At 73.4% G+C, this 10869-nt stretch carries 12 protein-coding genes and 2 pseudogenes; 6 read left to right on the forward strand and 8 right to left on the reverse strand.

What is annotated here, in order from left to right; translation table 11 throughout:
- Positions 1–48 precede the first annotated feature (48 nt).
- Positions 49–945: a LysR family transcriptional regulator gene (locus IE273_RS29950; RefSeq protein WP_229887684.1), complete on the forward strand. Its 897-nt coding sequence runs from the start codon at positions 49–51 to the stop codon at positions 943–945.
- Positions 946–1009: 64 nt separating this feature from the next.
- Here the strand turns inward: IE273_RS29950 and IE273_RS29955 are convergent, their stop codons facing one another.
- From IE273_RS29955 to IE273_RS29970, 4 genes are all read right to left on the reverse strand, one after another.
- Complete coding sequence (locus IE273_RS29955; protein ID WP_189818297.1) at positions 1010–1339, reverse strand: MazG-like family protein; 330 nt, start codon at positions 1337–1339, stop codon at positions 1010–1012.
- Positions 1340–1542: 203 nt separating this feature from the next.
- Entirely contained in the window at positions 1543–2250 is a 708-nt protein-coding gene (locus IE273_RS29960) for a B3/B4 domain-containing protein (protein ID WP_189818298.1), read from the reverse strand.
- Between the two features lie 42 nt (positions 2251–2292).
- Complete coding sequence (locus IE273_RS29965; RefSeq protein ID WP_189818299.1) at positions 2293–2940, reverse strand: FMN-binding negative transcriptional regulator; 648 nt, start codon at positions 2938–2940, stop codon at positions 2293–2295.
- A gap of 32 nt (positions 2941–2972) precedes the next feature.
- A complete protein-coding gene (locus IE273_RS29970; RefSeq protein WP_189818300.1) occupies positions 2973–3809 on the reverse strand; it encodes an EamA family transporter in 837 nt (278 codons plus the stop codon).
- Between the two features lie 117 nt (positions 3810–3926).
- Between IE273_RS29970 and IE273_RS29975 the strand changes: the two genes are divergently transcribed.
- Positions 3927–4511 (forward strand): helix-turn-helix domain-containing protein, encoded by a 585-nt coding sequence (locus tag IE273_RS29975; protein ID WP_189818301.1) that lies wholly within the window; start codon positions 3927–3929, stop codon positions 4509–4511.
- Between the two features lie 184 nt (positions 4512–4695).
- Here IE273_RS29975 and IE273_RS29980 read toward each other — a convergent pair whose 3' ends face one another.
- Entirely contained in the window at positions 4696–5520 is an 825-nt protein-coding gene (locus tag IE273_RS29980) for a DUF1684 domain-containing protein (RefSeq protein WP_189818302.1), read from the reverse strand.
- Between the two features lie 62 nt (positions 5521–5582).
- Positions 5583–6506, reverse strand: a complete 924-nt coding sequence (locus tag IE273_RS29985; RefSeq protein ID WP_189818303.1) for an LLM class F420-dependent oxidoreductase — start codon at positions 6504–6506, stop codon at positions 5583–5585.
- 294 nt (positions 6507–6800) lie between these two features.
- Here IE273_RS29985 and IE273_RS43895 point away from each other — a divergent pair.
- Positions 6801–7136 (forward strand): annotated as a pseudogene (locus IE273_RS43895) (LLM class flavin-dependent oxidoreductase); the annotation flags it as partial.
- Between the two features lie 94 nt (positions 7137–7230).
- On the forward strand, positions 7231–7794 hold the full coding sequence (locus tag IE273_RS29990; protein WP_189818304.1) for a dihydrofolate reductase family protein: 564 nt from the start codon (positions 7231–7233) through the stop codon (positions 7792–7794).
- A gap of 210 nt (positions 7795–8004) precedes the next feature.
- Here IE273_RS29990 and IE273_RS29995 read toward each other — a convergent pair whose 3' ends face one another.
- Positions 8005–8484 (reverse strand): hypothetical protein, encoded by a 480-nt coding sequence (locus IE273_RS29995; RefSeq protein ID WP_373309412.1) that lies wholly within the window; start codon positions 8482–8484, stop codon positions 8005–8007.
- Positions 8485–8655: 171 nt separating this feature from the next.
- On the opposite strand from IE273_RS29995, the gene IE273_RS30000 reads away from it, so the two are divergent.
- Both IE273_RS30000 and IE273_RS30005 read left to right on the forward strand, forming a co-directional pair.
- Positions 8656–9912 (forward strand): sensor histidine kinase, encoded by a 1257-nt coding sequence (locus IE273_RS30000; RefSeq protein ID WP_189818306.1) that lies wholly within the window; start codon positions 8656–8658, stop codon positions 9910–9912.
- The gene (locus IE273_RS30005; RefSeq protein WP_067360243.1) at positions 9900–10550 is read left to right on the forward strand and encodes a response regulator transcription factor; all 651 of its coding nucleotides are present in this window, start codon (positions 9900–9902) and stop codon (positions 10548–10550) included. The genes IE273_RS30000 and IE273_RS30005 overlap by 13 nt, the downstream gene beginning before the upstream one ends.
- Before the next feature lie 60 nt (positions 10551–10610).
- Here the strand turns inward: IE273_RS30005 and IE273_RS43900 are convergent.
- Positions 10611–10844 (reverse strand): annotated as a pseudogene (locus tag IE273_RS43900) (transcriptional regulator); the annotation flags it as partial.
- Positions 10845–10869 lie beyond the last annotated feature (25 nt).

Consider the following 10869-nt stretch of genomic DNA (forward strand, 5'->3'; position numbering starts at 1 on the left):
CACCGGCGCAGCCGTACGCCGCGTTCGGAATTTCCGTATGCTCCAACGGTGTTGGGCGCCTACGTGGAACTACGCCAACTCGTCACCTTCGAGGCCGTGGTCCGGCACCGGACGGTCACGGACGCCGCCGTCGCCCTCGGTCTCGCCCCCTCCTCCGTCTCGCAGCAGATCCGCACCCTCGAAGCCGGCCTCGGCGTCTCCTTGTTCACGCGCGGTCCCCGAGGCATGGACCCGACCCCCGCCGGGGAGCGGCTGCGCGGCTGGGCACGCACACTGCTCGACACCGCCGAACGAGCCGTCCACGATGTCCGCGGCGAGCGCCTGCGGCTACGGCTCGGCGCCCTGGAAACCCTCGCGGGCTCCCACGTTCCCCTCGTCCTCGCCCGGCTGGCCGAACGCCGCCCCGACATCACGGTCGACGTCCGCTCCGACCGCACCCGCCAAGGACTGCTCACGGACGTCGTGGACGGGCGCCTGGACGCGGCCCTCCTCCTGGACGCCGGGGAAGCCCTCGGCGGGCTCGGCTTTCCCGCCCCCGCCGAACCCCTGGCCTTCCTCGACCTCGACCCCGTGCCCCTGGCCCTCGTCGCGGCCCCGACCCACTGTCTGGCCGCCCGCCCCGCGTTGACCCCCACCGACCTCGACGGCGAGCGGCTCCTGGTCAACGTCCCGGAATGCTCCTTCTGGCTGGCCGGACAGCACCTCCTCGGCACCGGTCCCCGACGCGTCCGGGCCGGCGGTGTCCCCGTGATGCGCGCCTGGGCCGAACACGGCCTCGGTGTCACCCTGCTGCCCCGCTTCGCCGTCACCGACAGCCTCCGCACCGGCACCCTCGTCCAGTTGCCTCTCCCCGTGCCCGACCTCAGCCTGCGGCTCGTGTGGCGCAAGGACCGCGAGAGCGTGCCCGAACTGCGCGACGTCCTCTACGCGGCCGCCCGTCCCTGAACAGCACGCGGGGGCGGCCCCGGAGGGGGCGGAAGTGCCCCCGGCCGAGCCCTCGTCGGAGGGGTCACCGCGTGGCGGACGGGGGGCCGAAGGTGCGGGCGGCGATCGCGTCCAGCTTCGCGGCGAACGTGGCGGCCGGGTCGCGGCTGAAGCTGTGCAGCGCCACGGCGGCGGTGACGATCACGTCGCACAGCTCGTCGGCCACATCGGCCGACGTGTGGGTCACGCCCTTACGGGGGTTCTGCCCGGTCAGACCGACATATGCCTGCCCGACCTCGCCGACCTCCTCCGTGAGCTTGAGCAGGCGCAACGCCCGCTCGTGCTCGTCGCGGCCGTTCTCCCTGTCGAGCCAGTCGACCAGGCGGCCGATGGTCTCCCACTGCTCCGGGGTCATGTACGGGTGTCCTCTCGTGTCGTGGGTCGGGCGCGGGCGGGTTCAGCGCCGACCAAGGCGGCGAGGCCGATCCACGCCCCCGTGTCCTGCCGGCCCGTGAGCGGGCCGCGGGTCACCGGTCGGTCTCCATCGCGTACAACTGCTCGCCGTGCAGCTGGTCACCGTCGGCGTCCTCGCTCTGGTGCACCATGACCGACTCCACATCAGGCGGTGGCCCGAGGGTGTTCGCGGGTGAGGTGGTGCACCTGGGTCCGGTCGGTGTGCGAGGCCAGCAGGTCCCGCAGTTCCACGGCGGCGGTCTTGAGGAGGTGTCCGTCGCAGGTGGCGTGGAGGGTTTCGAGGACGAAGGCGACGCGGGTGGAGTCCTCGGTGACGCGGGTGCGGTGGGCGTCCCGGTGGTTCCAGTGGCGGGTCAGTACGTCGGTGGTGTCGGTGTAGACGATCTCGCCGGCCTTGGGGTGTTCGGTGGTGCCGGGTTCACCGAGCGGGGTGAAGGTCTCGCTGCCGTCGGCGTAGCGGATGTCGACGTCGCCGGTGACGTGGTCGAGGTCGAAGGCGCCGGCGGGCAGGCCGTGGCGGACGGAGACGGCGTTGTAGGAGTCGACGGCCGGGTTGATCCGCGGCAGCGTGCCCTTCTTGGCGAACCGGCGGCCGAGGGCGTCGACGCTGGGCCGGACACGGCGCGGGTTGGTGCCGAAGGAGCGGTAGGCGGTGTGCCACGCCTCGATGCGCGGGTCGCTCTCGTCGGCGGGCCGCCAGGCGCCGTCGGCGAGCTGTCGCTCCAGTTCCTCAAGGGCGGCGGCGGTCGCGGGCCAGGGTTCGCGGCAGCGCAGTCCGGTGGCGGTGACGACGGCGATGAGGGTGTCGGGGAAGGCGTCGGCCACGGCGGGGCCGAGGCGGAAGGCGGTCATCGTGAGGGATCCGTTCCGAAAAGGCGGGCTGGTACGGCGGGGTCAGGATTTCCAGGGGCCGATACGGTCCAGGCGGCGCCGCTGCTGGGCCGCGGTGGGCGCGTCCAGGCCGGTGCCGCGCTCGGTGAGCCGGCGGGCGGTGCCGGCGCGCTGCTCGACGGGTTTGTGGTCGTCGTACTTGAACTTCGCGCGGACCTCGGTGACGTCCAGGCGCAGGCCGCGGATGCCGGACAGCATCCGTCCGTAGGGCGGCTCGTCAGGGTCGATGGGGGCGTGGTCTCCCTCGGGCTGGAAGTGGGCCATCTGGCGGCGCAGCAGCTCGGCCTTGGCCTCGGGGTCCTCGATGACCGTGGCCCGGCAGGTGAACTGGACGGCCGCGTAGTAGCTGGTCGGAACGCCGTCGGTGGGCGGGATGCCGGGCTGGGCGCGCCAGGGGCCGGGGACGAAGGCGTAGTCGCCGGTGACGGTGAAGGTGACGTTCGGGTCGGCCTCGATCGTCTTCCAGACCGGGTTGGGCCGGGCGAGGTGGACCAGCAAGGTGCCGCCGTCGACGGCGAAGTGGGTGGGTACGACGACGGGCGCCCGGCCGGGCGGGCCGTTGACACTGAGGATGCCGAAGTCGTGGCCGTCGGCGATCCAGGTCTGCCACTCGGCGTCGTCCAGGGCGGCGTCCCAGGGGTGGATGAACATGCGCGGGTCCTTCGGGGCGGAGGTGCGGGAGGTCAGGCGAGGGCGAGGAGGCCGACGGCGACGGCGGCGGTGCCCAGGCCGATCAGCTGCCCGCGGTGGATCCGCTCGGCGAGGACGGTGCGGGCGAGCAGGACGGTGCCGGCCGGGTACAGGGCGATGATCACGGCGACGACGGCGAGGTCACCGCCGCGGGCGGCGAGCAGGAACAGCAGGTTGGCGACCGAGTCGAGCACGCCGGCCGTCGCCGACATCGCGTACGCCGGCTTCTCCGGCCCCAGCCGCCGGAACAGCAGCCCGACCGCGGCCAGGGTGACGGCGGAGGACACGGCGCGGCCGGTGATCAGGGGGCCGACGCCGCTGTCGGAGGGCGCCTGGTGCAGGAAGACCAGTTGCAGGGCGATGGCGGCCCCGGCGCCGAAGGCCAGCAGCAGCGCGGTGCGCGAGGGGCGGGCGCCGCCGGCACCGTGCCCCGCGCTGACCAGTACCACGGACGCCAGCGCCAGCGGCAGGCCGATCAGTCCGGCCGGCCCCAGGTGCTCGCCCTGCGACAGCCCGACGCCGACCGGCAGCATCGCCGAGACCAGCGCGGTGATCGGGGACAGGACGTTCATCGGGCCGATCGCCAGCGTGCGGTAGAGCAGGACGAACGCGACCGCCGACGCGACGCCGGACGCCGCGCCCCAGGCGAGGGTGGCGGGAGCGAAGGAGGCGCCGAGGAAGGGCCACAGCAGGAACTCCACCGTGAGTGAGGCCGGGGCGGCGATCATCACGGTGCGCAGGACGTGGGCCTTGCGTGCGCCGAGCCCGCCGAGGAAGTCGGCGCACCCGTAGGCCAGGGAGCTGCCCAGGGCCAGCAGCAGAGCGATCACGGGGACATCCCTTACTATCAGTGGAACGACTACACCGTACAGCGCACCGACCGGGATTCGTCAACCGAACGACCGCGCGGTGCAGTGCACTGATCCACTGCCGGAAGGGTGATGGCGATGGCCGAGACCGAGGCGGCGTTGCGGACGCTCGCGCACAACGTCCGCGCGGCCCGTACCCGCGCCGGGCTGTCCCTGGACGAACTCGGCCGGCGCGCCAAGGTCAGCAAGGGTGCCCTGGTCGCCCTGGAGAAGGCCCAGGGCAATCCGAACTTCGCCACCCTGGTCCGCCTCGCCGACACCCTCGGCATCTCGGTGTCCGCGCTGATGGAAGGCCCTGCCGAAGGCCGTGTCCGGATCGTGTCCGCCGACTCCGTCATGCCCCTGTGGGCCGGGGAGAAGGGCGGCGAGGCGCGGCTCATGCTCACCACCTCCGGACCGGCCCCGGTCGAGGTCTGGCGCTGGCGACTGGAACCGGGGGAGGAGTACCCCAGCCATCCGCACCAGCCCGGCGTCGTGGAGACGGTCAGCGTCACCGCCGGCCGGATGGTGCTCGTCGTCGACGGCACCGAGCACGCCGTCGAGGCCGGGCAGACGGCCACCTTCGACGGCGACGCCCCGCACACCTACCGTGGCGCGGGCACCGGGACCTGCCACCTGATCATGACAGTCCACATCCCGCCCGGCCCCGGCTCCGCGAGCTGACCGGTGCCGTGGGGCGGCCGTGCGGGACCCGCACCCGTCGGACTCGGGCGGCGAGGCCGCGGGTCCGGCTGCCGTAGGCGTGCTTCGCCCGTGTCTCCGGGATCGCCGGTGGTCCCGCCGGGCCTTCGCCTGGAGCACCCCACCGCGCGGGAGGGGTGCTCGTGAGCGTCGGGCCCGGTCAGGCTCAGGCACCGCCGCGCTCGCGGGGGATCTTCTGGCCGGCCTCGATCGCCACCGGCAGCCGGTTCTCGGCCGGGGGCAGCGGGCAGGTGGCCAGGTCCGTGTAGGCGCACGGCAGGTTCGCGGCACGGTTGAAGTCCAGGACGACCGTACCGTCGGCGGCGGGCGGCTCCAGGGTCAGGGACCGGTTGGCGGCGTAGGTGGTGACCCCGGAGGTCGCGTCGGTGAACAGCACCATCAGCCGGCCCGCACCACGGGCGGGGAACGCGGTCAGCGACAGCGGGCGCCCGTCCAGCTCGAACTCGACCCTGCCCGGGGCGTCGTACACGTGCTCAAGGCCCTCGACCGCGGCGCCCACGGTGGTCGGCCGTGGCGTGTCGAAGGGGATGTAGCGGCCCGTCACCGCCCAGCGCGGGTCGGGGGAGTAGGCGGGCGTTCCGGTGAAGGCGGTGCGCAGCGGTGCGTCCGGGTGCCGGGGGCGCACGATGTCGTGCCCGCCGCGCCTGGCGACCTCGATGACGGCGTCTCCCCAGACGGCGTCGACGCCGCCGCGCTCGGGAAGCACGCCGAAGTGGTGTGCACCGCGCACCGGCGTTCCGTCGACGACCAGTTCCTCGCCGTCGTCGAGGTCCACGACGACGCCCTCGGGGCCGGTGCGCCAGGTGCCGGGCGCGTCGGGGAAGCGCTGCGGCCGGTCGTCGAGCCAGTGCAGGCCGGTGATCGCCAGGAACCCGTGAGGGGCGGCGAGCCGGGCCTCTTGGGCGCGGTACCAGTCCAGCCAGCTCTCGGTGAAGGCGTCGCGGTCGGTTGTGGTGGCCTCGGTGCTCATGGGCTCTCCTTCGTCACGGGGGTGCGGGGGGACCGGTAGGACCGTCGGCGCGACCGGCGTGCTCAGCGGGCCAGGTCGCCGAGGAGCCGCCAGGTGCGTCGGCGGTCGGCTTCTCCGGCGATCTCGGTGCTCGAGAACACGACCTCGGTGGCGCCGGCGTCGCGGTAACGGCGTACCTCGGCCTCGACGGTCTTCTCGTCGCCGATCACGGCCAGGTCGGCGGCCCGTCGGCCGCCGGAGAGTTCGATGACCCGGGCGTAGGACGGGATCTGTTCGTAGAACGCGAGGTCCTCGGTGGCCTTGGCCCGCACCGCGTCGACGTCGTCGGTGACCACGCCGGGCACGAGGGCCACGATCCGGGGCGAGGGGCGGCCGGCGGCCTCGGCGGCGGCGGTCAGGGCGGGGACGATGTGGTCGGCCAGGGCGCGTGGTCCCGCCAGGTAGGGCAGGATCCCGTCCGCCAGCTCACCGCTGACCCGCAGCGCCTGCGGCCCCATCGCGGCGACCAGCAGGGGGACGCCGTCCTCGGCGCCCGGTACCCGCGCCGGGACCGGGGTGGCGGCGGTGAGCAGTTCACCGTGGAAGTCGGCCGTGCCCGTCTCGGTCAACTGACGCAGCGCGGTGAGGAATTCGCGCAGGCGGGCGATGGGGCGTTCGAAGGGCAGGCCGAAGCCGGCCTCCGTCAGGAGTTTCGTGCCCAGGGCCAGACCGAGGTGGTAGCGGCCGTGCGTGGCGGCCTGGGCGGTCTGGGCCTGGCTGGAGACCAGCAGCGGGTGCCGGCCGAAGACGGGGATCGCGGAGGTGCCGACGTGCAGTCCGGGCACTTCGCGCCCGACGATCGCCGCGAGCTGGGGTGAGTCCGCGCCGAAGGTCTGGCCGAACCAGGCCGACGCGAGACCGAACTCAGCTGCCTCCCGGGCCAGTTGAACGGAGGCGTCGACCTGGTTCGGCGCGTCGGACGCGTTGAGCGCTACTCCAACAGTCATGTCAGTCAGAACGGGCGCCGGCCGGACCCGCATTCCGGTCCGTGTGTGACAGCTTCTTGTCAGTCATGTGTACGGGTTCCTGTCAGGCATGTGGACGAGGGCCCGCCCGCGGCCCAGCCCGCCCGCCCGCGGCCGGCGCCGGATGTCGTCGGCGAAGGCCGGCGCGTCGTCGAAGTCCGCAAGGTCGGAACGAGGTCGACGTCGAGCCGCGGCCCCTCGTGGCGCACCGGGTGTACGGCGCCGGGTGCCGACGATACCGGGGCAATCCTGTCACCAGGAGACCGGTGGGCCTGCTCGGAAGGCCGGCAGCGGATGCTCGCGCTGCACGGCGGCAGCCGGGAGAGCCTGGAGATCCCCCCAGCCTGTGGGCGGGCGTCGGGCTGGTGCGCGGCGGCGCGGGCACGGCGCTGGTCGGCGGCCATGAGGAGGTCGCCGAGCGCATCAAGGAGTACCACGCCCTCGGCATCGACGAGTTCGTCCTCTCCGGCTACCCGCATCTGGAGGGCGCCTACTGGTTGAGCGAGGGCGTCCTGCCGAGGCTCCCAGGCCCAGGGCCGGTGGCAGCACCCGTATGGACAGCGGGCCGTTCCCTCGGCCCAGGTGCCCTTCGCCGGCGCCGGGAGCCCGTGAGGCCGCGTTTCCCGCTTGGGGTCCCGCGCGGCGCGATGAGTTCTGAGGGGTCCGGCGGTCGTACTGTCGAACCCGTCATCAAGGAGGACTTCGGATGCGCAGCGTGACCTATTCGATGAACGTCTCACTTGACGGTTACATCGTCGGGCCGGACGGCGGCTTCGACTGGACGGTGCCCGACGAGGAGGTCTTCCGGTTCACCACCGACGAGGTGCGAGAGGTCGGCGTCTACCTGATGGGACGACGGCTGTACGAGACGATGCTGTACTGGGAGACCGTCGATCAGAATCCGTCGCTCGACTTCTCGACGCTTGAGTTCGCCGCGGTCTGGAAGCCGCTGCCCAAGGTGGTGTTCTCCACCACGCTGTCGGAGGTCCAGGGCCATGCCCGCCCGGCCTCCGGCGGCCTGGCGGAGGAGGTCGAGCGGTTGCGGGCCGAGCCGGGGGAGGGCGACATCGCGATCGGCGGCGCGACTCTCGCCGCCGAGGCCGCCGCGTCGGGCTTGATCGACGAGTACCGGGCCAAGGTCCACCCGGTGCTGGTCGGCGGTGGCACCCCGTTCTTCCCCCGGCACGAGCGCCGGGTGGACCTCGAACTCGTCGAGACCCGCACCTTCAGCTCAAGAGTCGTCTACCTCCGCTACCGCGTGGCGCGCTAGGCGGTTTCGTTGTTTTGTGCCTCGCGGTCAAAGGCGGGGGTGGCCTGCCACCCCGGCTGCCGCGTCGCAGACGGTGGCCGCGTCCGACGCCGGCGGCGACCGCCCAGCGGGTCCGGGCCGGGACCGGGGCGACGGGGGCGGTGGTGATGCGGTGCATGGTGTTCTCCGGTGGATTGATTTGGTCCGTGGCATGTGGCTGGGCGGTCGGCGTCAGGCGTGCCGGCTCAGCGCCCGCAGCGCCAGCCGGCCGCACAGCGCGGCGAGCGGCAGCTCGGCGCCGAGCGCCATGGCGACCGCGGTGGCGACGTCGCCGCCCGGGGCCGCGGTCGTGGTGTCGAACCAGGCGTCCACCACAAGCAGCGTCGCGGTCGCGGCGGCTGCCAGGGCGTGCCGCCGGTCGCCGCGGGCGGCGAGGAGGCCGGTGGCGATCAGGCCGAGCGCCTCCAGCGCGTCGAGCCCGACCCAGGCGACCGGCCAGTGCGCCGCGGTCGCGGTGGCCGGCAGGCCGGTGGCCAGCACGTACAGCCACGGCAGCAGGGCGAGCCCGCAGGCGACCAGCAGCCCCCCGGCCCGCCGCATGCCCCGCGCCGGGCGCGGCTCCTGCGCCTCTTCGTGGAGCGGGATGACCTCGGCGCGGTCGAAGCCCTCGGCACCGGCCAATTCGTCATTGCGCAATACCAGTTGACGCATCGTCTTACCCCGCTCCTCGCCGGCTCTCCCGTTCACGTGCTCCACCCTCCGCCGCACACGGGGGCGCCGTCAGTCACGCAGGGTTCCGACCCGGGGTGGAGAAAAGTGCACCCCCGAACCGGGCGGGAGCGTCATGGCACGGGGATGGCCTGCGGCTTTACCGTTTGACGCATGCGACTCACGACGTGGCTGCGGCTGGTACCGGGCCGGCCGTTCCGCAGGGCGGGACACCGGACCGCGTTCGTCGCCGCCGGCCTGCCGCTCCACCTCGCCGTGGTGCCACTGTGGCTCTGGCTGGTCGGCACGATGGCGGCGTTGGTGCCGGCCCTGACTCCGCCGCCCGTGCTGCTCACGCTCGTGGTGACACCCCTGCTGACCGCCGGGCAGCGGCGGCGCTACCGGGCGCTCGTCGGCAAGGACCTCCCGCGCCCCGCCGTACCCGGGCCGGGACGCAACTGGAAGTCGGCGGTGCGCCGGCTGACCGGCGGGGCCTTGTGGCGGCAGGTCTGCTACCACGCCGTGGCGGGTCCGCTGTTCGCCGTCCTGGACCTCGCCGTCCTCGCCGTCTGGGCCGTCGCTCTCGTGGCCGCCTCCCTCTACGTGTGGATCTGGGCGCTGCCCCCGCAGTGGCGGGTCACCGACGTCGGGTACACCACGCAGGCCGCGTACATCACCGCCGGCGGTCTCGCCCTGCTGTTCCTCGGGCCCCGGCTGACCGGCGCTCTGGTGCGGCTGGAGACCCGGGCGGCCGAGGTCCTGCTCGGCCCCAGCCGCACGGAGAAGCTGGCCCGCCGGGTCGCCGACCTCGCCGAGAGCCGGGCCGGCGTGCTCGACGCCGCCGACGCCGAGCGGCGGCGGATCGAGCGCGACCTGCACGACGGCGCGCAGCAGCGCCTCGTCTCACTGGCCGTCAACCTGGGCCTGGCCAGGGCCACCCTCGGCGACCTGCCGGCGGATGCCCGCAAGGTGATCGACGAGGCGCACCGCGAGGCGAAGGAGGCGATCGCCGAGCTGAACAACCTGGTGCGCGGTCTGCATCCGGCCGTCCTTGAGGACCGCGGCCTCGACGCCGCGCTGTCCGGGGTCGCCGCCCGCCTCCCGATCCCGGTGCGCGTGGCGGTGGACCTGCCGCAGCGCCCCTCACCCACGGTCGAGGCCGTCGCGTACTTCGTGGTCTCCGAAGCCCTGACGAACGTGGTCAAACACGCGCAGGCGACCCGGGCGGACGTGACCGTGGAGCGGATCGGGGAGACACTGCTGGTGGTCGTCGCGGACGACGGAGCGGGCGGCGCGGATCTCGCGGCGGCCGACGGCACCGGGCTCGCCGGGCTCGCCAAGCGCGTCGCGTCCGTCGACGGCACGTTTTCCTGCCGCAGCCCCGCCGGGGGCCCGACCGTCATCACCGTGGAGCTGCCGTGCGCGCCGTGATCGCCGAGGATTCCCTCTTGCTGCGCATCGGCGTGGTCAAGGTGCTGGAGGCGGCCGGCTTCGAGATGTGCGCGCAAGTCGCCGACGCAGAAGGGCTGCTGGCGGCCGTCGAGGAGCACCGGCCCGACATCGCCGTGGTCGACGTGCGCATGCCGCCCGGCTTCACCGACGAGGGAGTACGCGCCGCGCTGGTGATCCGCCGCCAGTACCCGCGTACCGCCGTGCTCCTGCTGTCGCAGTACGTGGAGGAGCGGTACGCCGCCGATCTGCTCGCCGCCAACACCTCGGGCGTCGGCTATCTGCTCAAGCAACGGGTCGCCGACGTCGAGGAGTTCGCCGAGGCGGTACGCCGGGTGGCGGCCGGCGGCACCGCGCTCGACCCGCAGGTCGTCGCGCAGCTGCTGGTGCGCCGGCACAGTGATCCGCTCGACCGGCTGACACCGCGCGAGCGGGAGGTGCTGGAGCTGATGGCGGGCGGCCGGTCCAACTCCGGCGTCGCCGCCGAGCTGGTCGTGAGCGAGAGCGCGGTCGCCAAGCACATCAACAGCATCTTCACCAAGCTGGACCTGCCCAAGGCCGACGCCGACCACCGCCGTGTCCTGGCGGTGCTGCGCTTCCTGGGCGTTGCGACCGCATAGTGCGCGATCACGACCCCATGCCCACAACACGGTCGAACGCTGCATCAACCGCTTGAAACAGTGGCGTGCCTTCCACCACCGCTCACGGCCTCTGCCGCGTTCGGGAGCGTCCTCGACGAAGCCGTGGGCGGCGAGCCGCCGCGGGTGGTAGCTGGTCGCGCCGCTTGACTCGCCCGGCCGTACGGCGAGTTGGGACGCGGTGGCCGGCCCGTCGAAGCGCAGGGCGTCGGGCAGTTGCCTGCGCGGGCATCGGGCATCGAGATTCCGGACGTGTGGGCCCCGGGGCTCGTTCATGGTCTACGCCGTGCCCGGCGCATTA

It is taken from the genome of Streptomyces olivaceoviridis (assembly GCF_014650115.1).
GTDB classification, from domain to species: domain Bacteria; phylum Actinomycetota; class Actinomycetes; order Streptomycetales; family Streptomycetaceae; genus Streptomyces; species Streptomyces olivaceoviridis.

Bases quoted from the DNA above. Each gene is read 5' to 3' on its own strand.
- IE273_RS29955 (WP_189818297.1), bottom strand. From the start codon at position 1,339: ATGACCCCGGAGCAGTGGGAGACCATCGGCCGCCTGGTCGACTGGCTC.
- IE273_RS29960 (WP_189818298.1), bottom strand. From the start codon at position 2,250: ATGACCGCCTTCCGCCTCGGCCCCGCCGTGGCCGACGCCTTCCCCGAC.
- IE273_RS29965 (WP_189818299.1), bottom strand. From the start codon at position 2,940: ATGTTCATCCACCCCTGGGACGCCGCCCTGGACGACGCCGAGTGGCAG.
- IE273_RS29975 (WP_189818301.1), top strand. From the start codon at position 3,927: ATGGCCGAGACCGAGGCGGCGTTGCGGACGCTCGCGCACAACGTCCGC.
- IE273_RS29980 (WP_189818302.1), bottom strand. From the start codon at position 5,520: ATGAGCACCGAGGCCACCACAACCGACCGCGACGCCTTCACCGAGAGC.
- IE273_RS29985 (WP_189818303.1), bottom strand. From the start codon at position 6,506: ATGACTGTTGGAGTAGCGCTCAACGCGTCCGACGCGCCGAACCAGGTC.
- IE273_RS29990 (WP_189818304.1), top strand. From the start codon at position 7,231: ATGCGCAGCGTGACCTATTCGATGAACGTCTCACTTGACGGTTACATC.
- IE273_RS29995 (WP_373309412.1), bottom strand. From the start codon at position 8,484: ATGCGTCAACTGGTATTGCGCAATGACGAATTGGCCGGTGCCGAGGGC.
- IE273_RS30000 (WP_189818306.1), top strand. From the start codon at position 8,656: ATGCGACTCACGACGTGGCTGCGGCTGGTACCGGGCCGGCCGTTCCGC.